This window comes from Streptomyces olivochromogenes, from assembly GCF_001514115.1.
Lineage (GTDB): Bacteria > Actinomycetota > Actinomycetes > Streptomycetales > Streptomycetaceae > Streptomyces > Streptomyces olivochromogenes.
Genome location: NZ_KQ948460.1, coordinates 267,449 through 284,807 on the forward strand (window position 1 = coordinate 267,449; position 17,359 = coordinate 284,807).

18 protein-coding genes and 1 pseudogene are annotated in these 17,359 nt (G+C 70.3%); 4 read left to right on the plus strand and 15 right to left on the minus strand.

The features are described 5' to 3' along the window. Positions 1-95: 95 nt before the first annotated feature. From pyrE to AQJ27_RS27050, 6 genes are all read right to left on the minus strand, one after another. Positions 96-644: an orotate phosphoribosyltransferase gene (pyrE, locus tag AQJ27_RS27025; protein WP_067374121.1), complete on the minus strand. Its 549-nt coding sequence runs from the start codon at positions 642-644 to the stop codon at positions 96-98. Between the two features lie 10 nt (positions 645-654). After that, complete coding sequence (locus AQJ27_RS27030; protein WP_067374124.1) at positions 655-1,443, minus strand: aldose epimerase family protein; 789 nt, start codon at positions 1,441-1,443, stop codon at positions 655-657. Positions 1,444-1,579: 136 nt separating this feature from the next. Further along, positions 1,580-2,401 (minus strand): SRPBCC domain-containing protein, encoded by an 822-nt coding sequence (locus AQJ27_RS27035; protein ID WP_079065277.1) that lies wholly within the window; start codon positions 2,399-2,401, stop codon positions 1,580-1,582. 68 nt (positions 2,402-2,469) lie between these two features. Beyond that, positions 2,470-4,113 (minus strand): polyamine aminopropyltransferase, encoded by a 1,644-nt coding sequence (locus tag AQJ27_RS27040; protein WP_067374130.1) that lies wholly within the window; start codon positions 4,111-4,113, stop codon positions 2,470-2,472. A gap of 121 nt (positions 4,114-4,234) precedes the next feature. Then, complete coding sequence (locus tag AQJ27_RS27045) at positions 4,235-4,756, minus strand: DUF2617 family protein (protein ID WP_067374133.1); 522 nt, start codon at positions 4,754-4,756, stop codon at positions 4,235-4,237. 400 nt (positions 4,757-5,156) lie between these two features. Next, on the minus strand, positions 5,157-5,480 hold the full coding sequence (locus AQJ27_RS27050) for a hypothetical protein (RefSeq protein ID WP_201264348.1): 324 nt from the start codon (positions 5,478-5,480) through the stop codon (positions 5,157-5,159). 292 nt (positions 5,481-5,772) lie between these two features. Between AQJ27_RS27050 and AQJ27_RS27055 the strand changes: the two genes are divergently transcribed. The 4 genes and pseudogenes from AQJ27_RS27055 to AQJ27_RS58845 form a co-directional block, all read left to right on the plus strand. Then, complete coding sequence (locus tag AQJ27_RS27055) at positions 5,773-7,824, plus strand: PA14 domain-containing protein (protein WP_067374136.1); 2,052 nt, start codon at positions 5,773-5,775, stop codon at positions 7,822-7,824. Between the two features lie 88 nt (positions 7,825-7,912). Then, positions 7,913-9,133: a pyridoxal phosphate-dependent aminotransferase gene (locus tag AQJ27_RS27060; protein WP_067374138.1), complete on the plus strand. Its 1,221-nt coding sequence runs from the start codon at positions 7,913-7,915 to the stop codon at positions 9,131-9,133. 127 nt (positions 9,134-9,260) lie between these two features. Then, positions 9,261-9,518: a type II toxin-antitoxin system Phd/YefM family antitoxin gene (locus AQJ27_RS52560; RefSeq protein ID WP_079065292.1), complete on the plus strand. Its 258-nt coding sequence runs from the start codon at positions 9,261-9,263 to the stop codon at positions 9,516-9,518. Next, positions 9,497-9,580: pseudogene (locus tag AQJ27_RS58845) on the plus strand (Txe/YoeB family addiction module toxin); the annotation flags it as partial. The gene AQJ27_RS52560 and the pseudogene AQJ27_RS58845, both read left to right, overlap by 22 nt. A 189-nt stretch (positions 9,581-9,769) precedes the next feature. On the opposite strand, the gene AQJ27_RS27070 reads toward AQJ27_RS58845, so the two are convergent. From AQJ27_RS27070 to AQJ27_RS27110, 9 genes are all read right to left on the minus strand, one after another. After that, the gene (locus AQJ27_RS27070) at positions 9,770-10,828 is read right to left on the minus strand and encodes a hypothetical protein (protein WP_244313873.1); all 1,059 of its coding nucleotides are present in this window, start codon (positions 10,826-10,828) and stop codon (positions 9,770-9,772) included. 8 nt (positions 10,829-10,836) lie between these two features. Further along, on the minus strand, positions 10,837-12,054 hold the full coding sequence (locus AQJ27_RS27075; protein ID WP_067374144.1) for an FtsX-like permease family protein: 1,218 nt from the start codon (positions 12,052-12,054) through the stop codon (positions 10,837-10,839). Further along, complete coding sequence (locus AQJ27_RS27080; RefSeq protein ID WP_067374147.1) at positions 12,051-12,776, minus strand: ABC transporter ATP-binding protein; 726 nt, start codon at positions 12,774-12,776, stop codon at positions 12,051-12,053. The genes AQJ27_RS27075 and AQJ27_RS27080 overlap by 4 nt, the downstream gene beginning before the upstream one ends. Before the next feature lie 67 nt (positions 12,777-12,843). Then, entirely contained in the window at positions 12,844-14,499 is a 1,656-nt protein-coding gene (locus AQJ27_RS27085) for a hypothetical protein (protein WP_235613624.1), read from the minus strand. A gap of 85 nt (positions 14,500-14,584) precedes the next feature. Next, positions 14,585-15,085, minus strand: coding sequence for a hypothetical protein (locus AQJ27_RS27090; RefSeq protein WP_067374153.1), 501 nt, complete (start codon positions 15,083-15,085; stop codon positions 14,585-14,587). 164 nt (positions 15,086-15,249) lie between these two features. Further along, on the minus strand, positions 15,250-15,729 hold the full coding sequence (locus AQJ27_RS27095; protein ID WP_067374156.1) for a DUF3515 family protein: 480 nt from the start codon (positions 15,727-15,729) through the stop codon (positions 15,250-15,252). Between the two features lie 60 nt (positions 15,730-15,789). Beyond that, entirely contained in the window at positions 15,790-16,014 is a 225-nt protein-coding gene (locus tag AQJ27_RS27100) for a helix-turn-helix domain-containing protein (RefSeq protein WP_067374159.1), read from the minus strand. Beyond that, positions 16,014-16,634, minus strand: a complete 621-nt coding sequence (locus tag AQJ27_RS27105; protein WP_067374162.1) for a DUF2975 domain-containing protein — start codon at positions 16,632-16,634, stop codon at positions 16,014-16,016. The genes AQJ27_RS27100 and AQJ27_RS27105 overlap by 1 nt, the downstream gene beginning before the upstream one ends. A 128-nt stretch (positions 16,635-16,762) precedes the next feature. Next, complete coding sequence (locus AQJ27_RS27110) at positions 16,763-17,068, minus strand: helix-turn-helix domain-containing protein (protein ID WP_067374165.1); 306 nt, start codon at positions 17,066-17,068, stop codon at positions 16,763-16,765. Positions 17,069-17,359: the final 291 nt, after the last annotated feature.

Consider the following 17,359-nt stretch of genomic DNA (forward strand, 5'->3'; position numbering starts at 1 on the left):
CATCGTCGTCCCCATCTTTCCAGACTTGACCGGATGCTCCAGACACCCTGTCCGGGATACGGGACCCCGAGTTCCGCGGGGTCCCGTGCCGGGGGCTAGTCCAGGCCGAGATCCGTCTTGGAGTAGGCGAAGAGGTACGGCACTCCGGCCTTCTCGGCGACGGCCTCGGCGGCACCGGTGTCCCGGTCCACGATCGTGGCCACGGCGACGACCTCGGCACCGGCTTCGCGCAGCGCCTCCACCGCGGTCAGCACCGAGCCACCGGTGGTGGAGGTGTCCTCGACCGCCAGGACACGGCGCCCCTTGACCTCGGCACCCTCGATGCGACGCTGGAGGCCGTGGGCCTTGCCGGCCTTGCGCACGACAAAGGCGTCCAGCGTCTTCCCGCGCGCGGCACAGGCGTGCAGCATCGCGGTCGCGACCGGGTCCGCTCCGAGGGTCAGACCGCCGACGGCCTCGAAGTCGAGTTCGTCGGTCAGGTCGAGCATGACCTGACCGACCAGCGGCGCGGCCACACCGTCGAGCGTGATCCGGCGAAGGTCGATGTAGTAGTCGGCTTCCTTGCCCGACGAGAGGGTCACCTTGCCGTGCACCACGGCCTTGTCCTTGATCTGCTGCAGCAGCGCGCCGCGTACGTCACTCATGTCCGCCAGCTTAGAGGCGCCGCCAGCTCCAGGTCATGGTCGCCTCGAGGGGGTCGATGGGGGTGACCAGGCGCGGGTGGGTGTTCAGCCCGTTGGGCGGCCCGGTCTGCGGTTCGACGCAGACGGCGGCCTCCTGCTCGTCGTAGACCACCACCCACTCCTCCCTGCTGGCGACCTTCAGCTCCAGCTGCCCCGGCCAGGTGAGCGTGACGCCGACGCCGTCGGGCATGCCGAAGCAGTCGTCCCAGGGGCTGGGCTTCGGCTCGATGCGGTGGCCGGTGGGCAGGTGGTCCTCGCCGCGTTCCTCCTGCCAGGCCGGGGTGAAGTCGACCTGGACGTCTTCTTGGCCGAGGTTCCTGTTGAACCACGGGTGCCAGCCGATCTGGGCGGGGAACGAGTCCTCGTACGTCTCCACGGACATGGTGACCGTGAAGGCGTCCTCGGTCAGGGTGAAGAGCTGGGTGACGCGGCCGGGGTGGGGCCAGGGGGCCAGGAGGTCGTACGTGATCACGGCCTCGGACGTGCCGGTGCGGGCGGTGCGCCAGGCGCCGTCCCGGGCGGTGCCGTGGATGGCGTGCGGTGGGGCGTTGAGCGGCATCTGCTGGACCGTGGCGCCGTCCAGGAAGCGGCCGTCGCGGATCCTTCCGCACCACGGGACCATCGGGAAGCAGCCGAACTTCTGGCCCTGCCGCAGTAGTTCGACGTCGCCGATTCGTAGACTGCCGATCCGTCCGCCGTTGCCGGGTGTGACGGTCACTTCCGCGTCGCCCGCGGTCAGCGTGATGTCTTCGTTACTCACGGAGTTGACCCTACTGGGCCGGATTCCTTGTTGGGGTTGTCGGCCGCGGGACGGTGGGGGCTGATCGCGCAGTTCCCCGCGCCCCCAAGGGTGGGGGCTTCGCCCCACATCGCCCCGCGCCCCTGGCGGGGCGCGGTCAGCGGCGTTTGCGCAGGGCTCGGGTGACGGCGATGGCCGAGGCCAGGGCGACGGCCGCGGCGGGGGCCGCCCAGCGGAGCGTGGCGCGGGCGTCGGCGGTCTCCGGCGCCGGGACGGGGGCGTAGCGGCCACGCGGCGGGGCGTGGTCCACCTCCTCCGCGCTGCGGCCGATCATCGTCCGCCGCGCGTGCGCCGCCTCGGCCACGGCATCCTCCCTGTTCACACGGCTCGGGGCGGGCGGGGCCGGTTCCTCCTCCTCGAAGAGGGGGGCGGGCTCGGCCTCCGGGGCGGGCTCGACCTCCGCTTCCGGCTCCTGCTCAATCTCCGGCTCCGGCACCGGCGCAATCTCCGGCTCGGTCTCGCGTTCCGGCTCCCGTTCGGCCGCGCCCTGTGGCGCCTCCGTCACCTCCGCCAAGTTCTCGACGAACCGGTTCAGCAGGCGGCCCGTGGTCGCGGAGACCGCGTCCGGGGCGAGACCCGCCACGCGCCCGTCCGCGGTGGTGGTTCCGGTGATGGTGACGGTCGTACCGCCCTCGGAGGGAGTGAGGGTGAGGACGAGGGCGAGTTTCACGGTGCCGGGGCCGCGCGCCTCGGTGGCGTCGCCCTCGACGGCGTACGAACCGTCGTCCCGGGCGGTGACCCGGACCGTCCCCCGGTAGGTGATGGTGTGGCCGCCGACGCGGACTTTCAGGCGCCCGGAGACGGGCGGCGTCCCGGCGTCCTGCTGGAGTCCGGGGACCGCCCGGGCCACCCGTACGGGATCGGCCAGCGCCTCCCTCAGCCGTTCGGCCTGAACCGGAACGAACACCTCATGCTCCATGTCGGCCGAGCCTACCCAGGACGGCCCGCACCGCACCCTCGTATCCGGGGATTCGTCCATCCGCCGTTTCAGTCGGCGTAGCGCGGATGGACCAGTGTGGAGGGCGCCAGGCCGGGTACGCGGGTACGCCACGCGGCGTAGGCGTCGGCGGTGAGGGACGGCTGCGTGAGCGTACGCAGGCGCGGGCCGTGCGGGTCGAGACGCAGGGGCGGGCCCGTGGCGGAGGCCAGGATGAAGCCCCAGTCGCGGGGGGCGCTCGACGCACCCGCCGTGCGGTCGGGGCCGGCCGCGAAACTGGAGTCCCGGCCGCCGACGCAGTAGGGGGCGGTGCGCAGGCCGGCCGCCCGGAGGGTGGACTCGACCGTCCAGAAGACGCGGGGGCGGGAGGAGACGGGGCCCGCGTGGACCGCCAGACGGCCACCGGGGGCGAGGACGCGGCGCGCCAGGCCGTAGAACTCCTGCGAGTACAGCTTGGTGCTCGCCGTGATCCCGGGGTCGGGCAGATCCGAGATGACCACGTCGTACGTCGATTCGGCCCCGCGCAGCCAGCCGAAGGCGTCGGCGGTGAACACGTGCACGCGCCGGTCGCCGAACGCGTGCGCGTTGAGCGCCGACAGAGCCGGGTCGGTACGCGCCAACCGCACCACCCCCGGGTCGAGTTCGACCACGTCGACGCGGCGCACACCCGGGTCGCGCAGTACCTCGCGGGTGGCGAGTCCGTCGCCGCCGCCGAGGATGAGCACGCGCGCGTGGGGGCCGTTCATCGCGGGGTGGACCAGCGCCTCGTGGTAGCGGTGCTCGTCGCGGCCGCTGACCCGCAGGCGTCCGTCGAGGAAGAGGTCGAGCGGGCGGCCGTGCGTACCGCCGGTAAGCACGACCTCCTGGACGCCGGTCTGCAGGGCGACCCGTACGTCCTTGCCGTAGACGGCGCGCCGGGCCGCGCGTTCGAAGTCGCCGACATGGGCGGCGGCCGCGGCGAGCAGGGCGAGGACCAGGACGTTGGCGATGAGCAGGAACCAGCGTCCGCGCCGGCTCAAGTCCCCCCGGAACAGCCCCAGCACGAGGGCTCCGCCGGCCAGCGCGTTCACGGTTCCGGTGAGCAGCGCGCCCTCCAGTTGCCCGAGGAGGGGAAGCAGGAGGAAGGGGAAGGCGAGGCCGCCGACGAGGGCGCCGACGTAGTCCGCCGCGAAGAGGTCCGCCACCGCACCGCCCGGGTCCTGGCGGCGGATGCGCTGTATCAGCTCCATGAGGAGGGGGACTTCGGCGCCGATGAGGAGGCCGATGGCGAGGGAGAAGGCCGCCAGGAGGTAGCGCGAGCCGCTCGTCCACACTCCGCCCCAGTCGCCGGTCCACGCGAACACCGCGTACAGGGCCATCGCGCTGCAGCCGCCGATCAGGGCGAGCGCCGCCTCGACGGCGCCGAAGCCGGCCGCGGCGTGGGGGCGCAGGCGTTTCGCGGCGAGGGATCCGATGCCCATGGCGAAGACCATCACGGAGAGGACCACGGAGGCCTGGGTGACCGAGTCGCCGATCAGGTACGAGGCGAGGGCGACGAGTTCGAGTTCGTACACGAGTCCACAGGCCGCGCAGACGAACACGCCCGCGAGGACCAGGAACCGCCCGATGCCCGGGCGGACGGGCAGCCGCGCCTGGCCCTGGACGCCCCAGGGCGGCGGCGCGCCGGGGGGAGCAGGCGCGTGCGGTTCGATCACGCGTGGAACGCTACGTCACGCCACCACGACGCTTCGTCACCCACACGTGTGGAAGTGCCGTCCCGATGTGTGGCGTCCGGCGCTGATGACGAGTTCGTCGGCCGCCGAAGCACCACCCCCCTCAAAGCGCCCCCGCCGTCACCCGTACCCCCACCCTCGTGCGCGTCGCCACCAGTTGGCCGTCCTGCGGGTAGGCGTGCCACGTACGCCAGTGGACCTGCCCCTCGTAGCGCTGGGCGAGCAGCGCGGTGAAGGCGTGCGGGCTGCCGGGGAAGACGCCGGCGAGTCCGTTGGGGTGGTCGGAGACCAGGGCCAGTAACTCCTGCGCCCGGCCCGCGAAGGACCCACAGGAGAGTGTCTCGACGCGCGCCGCGAACTCGTACTCCCAGTCGCCGACCCGCTTGGCCACCCCGAGCGGAAGCGGCGTGCTGCTGCCGGCGATGCACGCGACGGTTTCCGAACAGCTGCCCCGCTCCTCCTCCAGGAGGACCTGGTGGGACGCGCCGAGGAGCCGCAACTGCAGTCTCGCCCCGTCGAGTTCGAGGTCGAGGGTGGCGAGCGCGGGGAGCGGTTCGCGCCCCAGGGCCCAGGCGAGGTCGGCCGCGCGCGTGTCGGTGTACGAGGTGTTCAGGGTCGTGAGCATGGGTCGGCTCCGCTAGCACGCAAAAAGGGAGGTGGGGATCCGGCGCACCCGGTCGGTACCTCGGTACCGGGGGATCGGCCCGGTCAGCCCGGTCTGCCCTGTGGGGAAGGGACGATCCGAGGGCTGCTTTGGTGTTTTAGAGGGAATCATGAACTGTGGCGCCACCACAGCGTTTTTACCCAACTTCGTAGGGTTTCCATCCCCCCGAGGGCTCCACAGTTCAACTGTTCAACCACGGCGTGCGCCGGGGCGCGCGGAACGAAGCGCCCCGGCGCACCCCGTAAGGGCGCGGGGCGGTGGCATCTGCGCCTCCGCCGCGCGGGCGCGACCGACCCCGCCGACCCGCAGCAGAAGCCCCTCCCCCGACCCCACGCCCCACGCCCCACGCCCCCGGCGAAGGTCAGCTGCCTCCGCCGCACCCGCCGCCCCCGCAGGACGACCCGCCTCCGCAGGACGAGCCGCCCCCGCACGACGAGTGGCCGCCGCACGAGTGCCCCCCGTGGTGCCCGCCGGACGACCCGCTGCCGCAGGACGACGCGGCTCCCCCGGCCCCGCCGGCCCACCAGCTGCCGGAGCTGTCCGAGGACCCGCCCCGCGAGCGGCGGCCCCGCGCCGAACCCGACGAGCTCTTCGAGAGCCCGACCTTCTTCCGGCCGCGGGCGGCGGCACGCAACGACACGACGAACAGGATGAAGACGACCGCCAGGATGAAGCCGATGACCATGGCGTCACCCTCCTTTCGTTCCCCCGAAGCGACCCCCCGTGGGCGCCTCGCTTCTTGCGTGCCAGGGGGATGCCCTCGCGTCTCACCGGCCAAAGCAGAGTTGAGCAAGTTCAGAGGGTTGCCGCGTCCCGCAGTGGTGGAGCAAGTCGATCCAACCGATGGCCGACGCGTGGCGAGAACGTCCGTGAAAGAGGTGAGCGGCGGGGCAACCCTGCCCTCGCCTCATGGGTCACACAGGCACCATCTGTTTCGCCTGTTTCCCATTGGTCCGGAAGGGGCCCCACTCTCTGTGATGACTCGTACCCGGCTGACCGCGCTGGCCGCGACGGCCACCCTCGCCGCCACCGGCGGCCTGATCACCGCCTCCCCGGCCTCCGCGGCCGTCACCTGCACCTCTCCTGTCTGGAAGGCGCAGTACTTCGGCAACTCCACCTTCAGCGGCACGCCGAAGCTGACCGCCTGCGACTCCGCCATCAGTGAGAACTACGGATACGGCGACCCGACCGGCGTCACGCTGCCCAAGGACAACTTCTCCGTCCGCTGGTCCCTCACCCGGGACTTCGGCTCCGGCGGCCCCTTCCGGCTCTCCGCCGCCACGCAGGACGGCATGCGCGTCTACGTCGACGGCGTGCGGAAGATCGACCTGTGGAAGAACGTCTCCACCACCGCCCGCAAGACCGTCGACCTGACCGTCCCGGCCGGCAAGCACACGCTGCGCGTGGACTACGTCGCCTGGACCGGCACCGCCAACGCCGCGTTCACGTACGCCCCGCGCACCGAGGCCGCCGTCGACACGGTCAAGCCGCTCGCCCCGACCGGCCTCACCGCCGCGTACAACCGGGACACCACGAAGACCACCTTGCGCTGGGCCGCGAACAAGGAGATGGACCTGGCCGGCTACCGCGTGTACCGCCGGCTGAGCACCACCCAGTGGGCGAGGGCCGGCGGCCCGTCGCTGCTCACCTCCCCGTCGTTCGTGGACACGACGCCCGCCACGGGCCAGACCTTCCTGTACGAGGTCCGCGCCGTCGACAAGGCGGGCCGCGAGTCCGCCGGCAGCCCCGACGCCACCGTTGCGACCGTGGACCGCACGGGCCCGGCGGCGCCGACCGGTCTCAGGGTCACCAGCGACGCGTGGTGGGCCACCCTGTCCTGGCAGGCGGGCGCCGACGCCGCGAAGTACGAGGTGTACGCCGCCTCCGCGGCCACCGGCCCGTTCGAGCTGCTGGGCACGACGACCACGACGTCGTACCGCACCGACGCACCCATGAACACCGCCCGCTACTACCGGGTCCGCGCCCTCGACGCGCTCGGCAACCCGTCGGCGTACGCCACCGTCACCGGCGACGGCGTCGACCGGACGCCGCCGAAGTCCCCGACCTCCCTGGGCTCCGTGGTCGGCTTCGGCTACACCGACGTGTACTGGAATCAGCCCGACGGCTTCTACGAGGACTTCGACAACGGCGGGACCTACCACGTCTACCGCTCGACCGGCAAGACCCTCGACCCGGCCGCGCTCACCCGCGTGACCTGCGCCGAGGAGAGCGACGAGACCAGCACCGGCGGGAAGTGCCACGACCTGGGCATGCCCGCGGGCACGTACGTGACGTACGCGGTCGCGGCGGTGGACCCGGCCGGCAACGAGTCGGCGCTGTCCGCCCCGCTCGTCGTCCGCACCGGCGACCGCGTCGCGCCCGGCCCGGTCACCGGTGTGAAGGCCACCCCGCGTACCGACGGTGTGCTGCTGAGCTGGGCGGCCTCGACCGACGACGACGTCGAGAGCTACGTGGTCCGGAACGGCACCCGGCAGGCGGACGGCACGATCAGATGGCTCGGCACCAGCTCCTGCTGGGAGGGCACGAGCGACCCGCTCGCGGTGCTGTGCGGCGACGTGCCGGACGGCGAGACGTACGTGTACTCGGTCGTCGCCAGGGACCGCTGGGGCAATGCGCTGCTCCCGAGCGACCCGAAGGTCACGGTCGTCGAGGCCACCGAGCTGGACGTCCGCCCGTCCGTGACGGTCACCCGGGACTGGGACCTCGGCAGCATGGGCTACGACAGCCTGATCGGCGGACCCGGCGTGAAGGGGCCGTCCATCAACTGGAGGTGCGACAAGACGGCCGAGTGCGACACCGTCGCGGGCTACCGGGTCAGCCGGTGGAACGCGGCCACGAAGGCGTACGAGCCGCTGCACGCCGGACTGCTGCCGGCGGAGACCCGTGCCTACACGGACACCACGGCCGTGCGGGGGACCACGTACTTCTACACGCTGGAGGCGGTGCGCGCCGACGGCAGCGTCGCGGGCACGCACGTGTGGAGCTGCGTCCTTCAGGACCGCGTCTAGGGCCTGCCCACGTCTGCCGTCCGCCCCTCACCAGCGCAGGTACCGAATCGTGAACGTAAGTTGAGGAAGTCCAGAACTTCGGCGCAGGATGACCGGCATGACCTCCAACGGCCGCCGCCCCCTCCTCAACCGCCGACTCGCCGAGTTCGGCACGACGATCTTCGCCGAGATGTCGGCCCTGGCCCTGAGTACCGGGTCGATCAACCTGGGCCAGGGCTTCCCCGACACGGACGGGCCCGAGGAGATCAGGGAGGCGGCCGTACGGGCGCTGCGCGACGGGCGCGGCAACCAGTACCCGCCGGGCCCCGGCGTGCCCGAGCTGCGTACGGCGATCGCCGCGCACCAGAAGCACCGGTACGGACTGGCGTACGACCCGGACCGCGAGGTGCTCGTGACGGCCGGTGCCACGGAGGCCATCGCGGCGTCGCTGCTCGCGCTGGTCGAACCCGGTGACGAGGTCATCGCCCTGGAGCCGTACTACGACTCGTACGCGGCCAGCATCGCGATGGCGGGCGGAACCAGGATCCCGGTCACCCTGCGCCCGCACGAGGAGACCCGCGACGGAGTCACCCACCGGCGCTTCCGGCTCGACCTCGACGAGCTGCGCGACGCGGTCACCGACAACACCCGGCTGCTGCTCGTCAACACCCCGCACAACCCGACCGGCACCGTCCTGACCCGCGAGGAGCTCGGGGAGATCGCGAAACTCGCCGTCGAGCGGGATCTCCTCGTCATCACGGACGAGGTGTACGAGCACCTGGTGTTCGACGAGGCCGAGCACCTGCCGCTGGCGTCCTTCCCGGGGATGCGGGAGCGGACGGTCACCATCGGCAGCGCGGGAAAGACCTTCTCCTTCACGGGGTGGAAGGTGGGCTGGGTGACGGGCACGCCGGACCTCGTCACCGCCGTACGGTCGGCCAAGCAGTTCCTGACGTACGTGGCGTCGGGGCCGTTCCAGTACGCCGTGGCCGAGGCGCTGGCGCTGCCGGACACGTACTTCGCCGCGTTCCGTGCGGACATGCTGGCCAAGCGGGACGTGCTGGCGGCCGGGCTCACGGAGGCGGGGTTCAAGGTCTTCCAGCCGGCGGGCACGTACTTCATCACCACCGACATCCGGCCGCTCGGCGAGTCCGACGGCTTCGCCTTCTGCCGTGCGCTCCCGGAGCGCGCCGGGGTCGTCGCCATCCCGAACGCGGTCTTCTACGACCACCGGGAGGCGGGCGCGCCCTTCGTGCGGTTCGCGTTCTGCAAGCGGACCGAGGTGCTGGTGGACGCGGCGGAACGGCTCCGCAAGGCATTCGCGCACTGACCGCCGCCCTACGGGGAGCTTTCGCGCCGGAGGCCGCCCGGTCACGGCCGTCATTCCGGCGCTTGCCGCGCTACAGGGACAGACGTACAACTTCTTTCACGTGAAGGGAGGGCCGATCGCGAAGACCATGACGTATTCCGAGTCGCGCGCACGCTACGCCGAGGTGCTCAACGCAGTCACCGACGACCGCGAAGAGGTCGTCATCACCCGGGCCGGGCATGAGCCGGTCGTCATCGTCGCCCTCGAGGACTACGAGTCCCTGAAGGAGACGGCGTACCTCGCGGACATTGCCCGGAACGGCAACGAGGGATCGGCAAACCGGACCCGCTCAAGCACGGATTCCAGGGCTACTGGTCGCGCCGCGTCAACGACGAGCACCGACTGATCTACAAGGCCACCGAGGACGCCGTCCTGATCGCGCAGTGCCACTACCGCTACGAGAGCTGACAGGACTCAAGGATCGAGCAGGCCCGCGATGCGCGTTCGGCAGCGCCACCCTGCGCAGCTCCTCCCGGCCGGTCGCGGCCTCCGTCGTCCCGCGGATGACGAGGGGTGGAGGCCGAGTCGGCGTTCCGCCCTGGACAGCCGACCACGAGCAGCAGGGGAAGCCGTCGCGGAGGCCCCTTTCGCGCAGGCTCAGAAGCTTGTCAGCGTCCCCGGCAGGTTGAACGTCCGGGACGTCCCCTCGTCCAGGTTCACCACGGTCGCGGTGTTGTCCGAGACCATCACCCAGCCATCCCGCGTGTGCCGCAGCAGATACGAGTTGTCCATGCCCTTGACCGCCACGCGCCGCAGTTCACGCCCGCTCGTCCGGTCCAGCTCGATGAGGTCGCTGTCCTCCCCGCGGTTCACCGCGACCACGACGGCGTTCTTCGACGCCTGCACGGCATCGACCCGTCCGCCGTGCACACTCACCACCGTTGCCTCGTCCGCGTGCTTGAGGGTCACTTTCACCGTGCTTCCCCGGTTGTTCCCGGCGGGGGTACCGGCCAGGACCGGGGTGCCTGCCCGACATGCCAGTTGCTGCACCTGCACACCGCCGGCCCCGCCGGCCTGCCTGATCCTGCCGGTGGTGAGGTCGAGCACACTCACCTTCGTGTCGGATCCCTGTCCGGTAGCCAGGCACACCGTGTCGCTGGACGGATCGGACGCCGCCAGCGTGACCGATCCCGGCACCCGCACGTCCCGGACCTTCTTCCACGTCTTCGCATCGCGTACCAGCACACTGGTGGATTCGCTGTCCGCCGTGGCAGCGCCCTGATCGCTTGCGGCGCTTTCGGAGGAGCCGTGAACGGCCGCGACCAGGCTCTTGCCCGGCACGAGTTCACGCAGCCGCTCCGTAGTGTCATCGTCCTTCTCAGCCAGGGCGTGCCGGGCGGTGTCCAACGTGAAGAGCCGGTCCGGACGCTTTCCCTTGCGGGGCGTCGAAAGCCACCATGTCCCGTCGGCCAACTGCACGAGCTGAGGAGCCTGCACGTCGTCGTCGCCGTCCTTCTGCGGCACAACAGCCAGCGCCTGCGCGTGGTGGGCCTCGGGATCGATGCCGACCAGCACTGTGTGTCCGGCGACGCTCGCCGTCACAAAGGTCTGCGATCCCTTCCAGTCCGTTCCCAACTCCACATCGTTGGAACCGGAACAGGAGGCCAACAGGGCAGCGGACACCGCGAGCGCGGCGTACGACATCTTGCGCCGCATCACAGGGATCACCAATCCTTCATGGCTTCGGTGGGGGACATGCGCGCGGCACGACGTGCCGGGAGCACGGCGCCGGCGGCTACGACGACAACTGTGGCGACCGACAGGGAGATCAGCGTCGACGTCCCCGGCAGCGGCACCGCGTCGCGCACATACGGGGCGATGTCTCCGATACGCCGAAGACCGGCGGCCGCCGCGCTGGAGGCGCCCACCGCCAGCACCACACCGGCCGCGGCCGCCACCACCCCGGCGATCGCCATCTCCGCCACGAGCATGCCCATCACCGAGCGGCCACGGAAACCGACTGCCTTGAGAATGCCCACTTCCTGGGCCCGCTGCCGCCCCAGTGCACCCGTCACCGTGACCGCGCCGGCGAAGGCGAGCACGCCCAGGACGCCGAGCAGTACGTTCCCGGTCAGCCTGACCAACCGCAGCACTCCAGGAAGCGCCTGAAGCTGCTGCTGCAAGGTGACGGCCGGGTAGTTCATCCTCTGCACGGCCTTGAGCACGCCCGGTACCTGAGAGGCACTGTCAGCCACCACCGTCAGCTGATCCCAGCCCGACGTGCGCAGATAGTCGTCGGTCGTCTTGCCGGCCGCGGCCGCCGCCCACTTCACCACGGTGGCGTCGTCCGCATACGCGACGTCCAGGCCGTCGAACTGCCAGCTCGGGTCGTACAGGCCCACCACCTTCACCCGGTCACTCACCGTGTCCCCCACGCCGGGCCGCACATATCGGTGCGCGTCCACCGTCACCGTCCTGCCCAGCATCGAAGACAGGTCCACCCCGTGTGTGGAGGCGGGGAAGACCACCTCTCCACGGTGCAGCGGGAACAACTGCTTGCGTACCGACTTGACCACGGGGGGCGTCAGCGCCTCGCGGTAGGTCGTCGCGTACAGCAGATCGGCCCCCTCGGGGTTGTCCCGTACCGGCATGGACACCTGAAGCCTGTGCTGGACCGACTCCACGTGAGCGATCCCCGCCAGACGCTTCTCCGTCGCCTCCGTCAGCCGAGCCGTATCAGGACCCCCGTCCGGCGAGTCGACCGTGACCGACCGGTTCGCCGTCGACTCCCCGACCTTGCTGGTCGTCGTCCCCTGCGCGTTCGAGGCGATCCCGATCGCGCTCAGGCACACCGCGCCGACAACCGCGACCATCGCCACCAGCCCCAACAGCCGCCTGCGCAGCGCCTGTACGTTCCACCACGCCACCTGGAACAGGTTCACAGCTTGCCCTCCCGCGAACCCCGGGAGTGCGCCCAGGAGCGGCCGTTGGTCTCGTCCTGTGCCGAAAGAGCCGCGTTCCGGCCCAGTCGGTGAACGATGTCGGCCGCATCCGCGACCGCCTGGTTGTGCGTGACGACCAGCACTCCCCGCCCGCCTTCCGCCAACTCCCGGAACAAGCCGAGCAACAGGGCCTCGCTCTCGGTGTCCAGGTTTCCGGTGGGTTCGTCGGCCAGCAGCAGCGGTGGATCGTTCACCAGCGCCCGGGCCAGCGCCACGCGCTGCTGTTCGCCCCCGGACAGCTCGCCGGGCCGGTGCTCGCACCGGTCTCCCAGCCCCACGCGCTCCAGCAGACCGCGCGCCCGGGCCTCTGCCTCCCGGCGCCTGCCGGTGTACGGAAGCAGGACATTGCGCAGGGCGCTGTGCTGCGGCAGCAGGTTGTAGGACTGGAAGACGAACCCCAGACGTCGGCGCCGCAGGTCCGCGAGCGCGCCGTCCGACAGGCCGCGGGTATCGCGGCCCTCCAGATCCACCCGGCCGGTGTCGGGTTTCGTCAGCAGCCCGAGAATGTGCATGAGGGTGGATTTACCCGATCCGGAATGTCCGACGAGCGCGATGACACATCCCGGCGCGACAGCAAGATCGATGTCTTGGAGGACGTCGACCCGCTGGCCGCGCAGCGTATAGGACTTGCCCACCCCACTCGCCGTCAACAGCGTGCTCAAGGAGGTTCTACTCACTTTCTGTATCGAGGAGTTGTACGAGTTCTGTCTCAAGGAGTCCTGAGGAGCCCTACGAGGGCAGAGCCCCGAGCTTTCCGTCCAGTGCCTTGTCCAGGTCCCACACCGCCAACGTCGTCTTGAGGTCACAGCCCGGCTCGTCATCGGGTCGGTACAGGCCGGGCAGCCCCGGACAGCCCCTGTGCGCCTTGAACTGACCGGTGAGGTGTTCGACGAGGGACTCGTCGGCATGGCCGCCGAGCAGCAGGTAGGCGCGGACGATCACCGCACGGTCATAGACGCTTGCGCGAGGCCCCGGGTCGTCTGCCCACCGCCTGAGCGCGTCCGCGGTCAGCCAGCCGGGTATCCGGTCCCCCCGGCCGTCCTGGTGCAGGCCGACCACCAGCGTGGCGGCCGCCTGCGCACCTTCCAGACCGTCAACACTCCAGCGCGTGACGGAGGGAACCGGTACCGGTACGCCGGACTCCGCGCAGTTCCACACCGCACGCTGCCAGTCCGCCACGTTGTCCGCGGTGACCGTGGCCGGCACCGTCGACGGATCCTGGCACAGCGCGGCCTCCTGACGGGAAAGCGGCTCACCGCCGGCGCTGTGATCGAGCGCGGCCATGGTCAGCCGTGCGGCGCCGTCGCGGGGTGCGTCCTGGGAGCCGGCCTGTTTCTCGGCCGCGGCCAGCAGACGTTTGTCCCGCACAGTCCATCCGGCCACGCTCCGTAGCCGCTGCACGAACAGCGACGCGTCGGGCGTGCCGAGGTAGGAGGACGGGTCACGCACCGTTCCGTCCGGCATGCGCTCCCGCTCCAGGCGGCGGGTGACCGCCGGGAACGCCCTCTGGGGGCTGCCGGTGGCGCGCAGGATGTGCACCAGGCTGTAGAGCTGCTCGTAGTCGAGGCTTTCGACGTTGTGGGACAGGGCCTGCTGCCATGTCTTCCGGTTCACCTGCGGCTTCTCGCCGGCCGACTCCTGGAGCAGTACGTAGTTGTACGTGTCCTCCAGCAGGGTGGCGCGTTCCTGGTCCGGCCGCTCGGTGAACCCGCTCACGTCCGGAGCCCGCATGGACGTCAGGGAGGCGGGGACGGGCTTGCCGAGCAGATGAAGGCAGCGTGCCAGGACCGCGGCATCGGCCAACGTAGGCTTGCTGCCTGCCAGTTGGGCAAGCCGGCGGGCCGTGGCCACCTTGTCGGCAGCAGGAAGCTCCCCGAGGGATCCAGTGGCCGCCTCCACCTCCAGCGCGGCCCAGGTGGCACCGAGGCGCCCTTCGTCGCTCTTCTCCTCGAGCGCGGGATCTTCGTACCACCCCGTGCCGGTCCGCAGTTTCTCCACGCTCCGCGCGTCGCCCGGCCCCAGTACCCCCGACACCCCGGCGTCGCGCAGAGGGACAAGCCAGTACCTCCCCCACAGCGCAGAGGTCGTGACCGCGTCGGAGCGCAGCGCCGCGGCCGTCTTGGCGTCTACGGTGACCTTCGGCTTCGTGCCGGTCTCCGCCAGGATGCGCAGCGCGTAGGACTGGGCTTCGGGGCTGCCGCGCTCTTCCCTCAGGAAGGGGTGGTAGTACAGACCGTTGGCCTGGCTGACGAGGTTCTGGAAGTAGGCCGGTTCCGTGCTTTCACGGTGGCTGCCCTGCGAGGTGCAGGACGCGGCCAGCATCATGACGCAGGCCGAGGCAGCCGCCCACGTCGCCTTCCTCGCACCTTTCCTGGCGTGAGACATGCTTGTTCTCCCCCGTAAGCGAACTCTGCCCCCGCCAGGAGGCGGGGGCAGAGACGGTCAGCTGGTGTGCGGCGTCAAGCGCGGATCAGGAGGCGCCGGCGTAGACGCACTTCTCCGTGAACTTGATGCGGCTGGTGATCTGGGCCGAGCCGCAGGACTTCGTCGACACGTACACGGTCAGCCTGCTGGGCTTCATCTGGCCGTAGGTGTCCGAGATCCACTTGTGCCCGCCGTAGTTCTTCCAGCGAACCGTGCCTTGCGACCTGCTGTTCATCGTCAGCGTCGCCTCAGGGTTCTTCGAGATCGTGAGGGAGACGCTGATTCCGTGAGCGGCCAGGATGGCCCGGTTCTGCACCCACTGGGCACTATCGTGGGACCTGCCCTTGTACAGCTTGGTCGACGCCTTCCAGTCGCAGGCGCTCACGTACGCGCCACAGTGCCAGGCGTTCACCTGCATCTTGTGGCCGCCCGGGATGCTCCAGCTGTTGGAGGCCGACGTGGCGTGCGCGGGCGCGGCCGAGAACAGCAGCGCGCCGGCGGCCACCGCGGCAGCGCCGCCAGAGGCCAGACGCGAGAGGTTACGCATGATTTCTCCCCGTAGAAGTGGAAATACTTCCTTGACCATGCGCCCGGCACCGCAGTCGGCACCCGCACGCATGTTCAACAGATTTCTACGGCCTCGCCACGCCCGTCACCATCGCACCTTCGGGCACCCTGCCCTCCAGGGCTACCAGCCCAACTCAGCCCAACTCAGCTCCGCTTCGCGCACGTCTTCTGCTTCGTCAGACCCGACACGATCCCGGACACCTTCCCGATGACGGCGTCCTGGTCCTTGATCTGCTGCGACACCGTGACCTCGGCCGCAGGACTACGCCCGTACGACAGAACCGTCTTCACCCCGTCGTGGGTCTTCCTCGCGTTCACGACCCAGTCGACGCCCTTCACCGACGTGCACGAAGCCGACTCCGGAACGTCCGAGATGTTCCCGCACCGGAGAACCACATCACCGTCTCCCCACACAGCCGTCCCCTTCTGGTCGGAATCGCTGCGCTTGTAACCCCCCAGCTTCTGTGGGGCCTTGCCCACCAGACCGGAGCAGGCGGCACTGTCACCCCCCGGAGCCCCCGACACGTTGTAAGAACGCGACGAGGCCCCGCAGGCCGCAAGAGCGGCGGCACACACGGCGATCACACCGGCCTGTGCCAGACGCCGGGCAGAGGTCATCTCCATGAGTCATCCCTTGTCCAGGTAACGCAGCTATGGGTTCTCTTCGGCGAAGGCCGCCCGGGGTCAGTCCTCGCGGACGCTGAGCAGGTCGCCGGGTTGGCAGTTCAGTTCGCGGCAGATGGCGGTGAGGGTGGAGAAGCGGATCGCCTTCGCCCGGTCGTTCTTCAGGACGGAGAGGTTGACCACGGTCACCCCGACCCTGGCCGCCAGTTCGGAAAGGGTCATGCCGCGCTCGGCGAGCAGCCGGTCCAGGTGGACCTGAACCCGGTGTTCGTCCTCTGGCGGCATCAGACCAACCCCTCGGTGTCGGCGCGTAGCTTCGTGCCGCGCCGGAAGACCTCGCCCAGGGCCAGGATGAGGAAGGCGAGCAGGACGTACTCGCCGGTGAAGGTGACCGAGAAGGGGATCTGTTCGGCCATGGGGGTGCCGCTCACCAGCGCCTGCGTGGTGAGCGCCGGCAGCACTGGGGAGAGGACAGCCAGCACCAGCACCGTGAGCCCTATGACGCTCAGACGGCGGGCGTTCTTCGGCACGAAGACGTCGCCGTCGCGCAGGGTCCTGGCCATCTGGACGAGGAGGGTCAGGACGAGGAGCAGCAGCAGGCTGCCGATGACGTCCGGCAGCGCGAGCAACAGGCGCCGGCCCAGGTCGGGATGGGCGAAGACGAGGTCGGCCCGGTGGGTGCCGGTGAGGGTCATGCCGTGGCCCGCCACCGCGTCGGTCACGGTGCCCGGTACCTGGGTCGTGGTCGCGGTCTTGACCTCGCGGCTGTCCACCGGGTCGATGAGGCCGACCACCCCGAGGGCCGGGACCAGCACCCCGAAGACGCCGACGAACAGAGTGGCCAGGCCCAGAGCCACCTCGAGCAGTCGGTTGTCGGTCCGGCTCCACCAGGACTTCGTACCCATGGTTCCCCCTGTCGTCCGCAGCACGCATATCGCTTATCGATAGTATCGATAAGCGATATGCGCACTGTCAAGCTCAGGGTGTGACGGCGGGCCGGACGGGCCGCACGGGAGGAAGGCGAACGAGACCCTCAGGGCCGGTCGGTGAGGCTGCCGTGATGGGCGTAGGCATAGAGGGCCGCTTCAGTGCGGCTGGATACTTTGATCTTGGTCATGAGGTTGGTCAGGTGTGCTTTGACGGTGCGTTCGGCGATGCCGAGCCGACGGCTGATCTCGCGATTGTCGGCGGCGTAGCCGAGCAGGGTGAGGACTTCGCGTTCCCGGGGGGTGAGGGAGGGGATGGCGTGGAGGTCCCCGGGAGTGGGAGGAGCGGCTGGGATCGAGCTGAAGTCCTCTTGTGGTCCCGTTCTCTGGTTGTCCGTCGTGCGGTAAGTCACAGCGGTGGTCTCCCCGTTCGTTTCTGTCTGACCGCTCTAGCCGGTTGTCCCCTTGCTTTTGTCGGGCTGCTTGCCTGCCGGGGTTTCGGCGCCGGGCGGCCGTTGTGGCGGCACCGTGGCCTGGTCGATCGGGCTGCGGTGCCGCACGATAGTGCCCCCTGCACGGCGCGCCTCCATGCCGATACGGCTGGCAAATACCTTGTGGGCAGCGGCCGTTGGGGTCACTCCCTGCGCCCGGAGACGCCCCATCATGGGGCAGGGTGGTTAGTAAACGATCGATAAGGGCCCAAG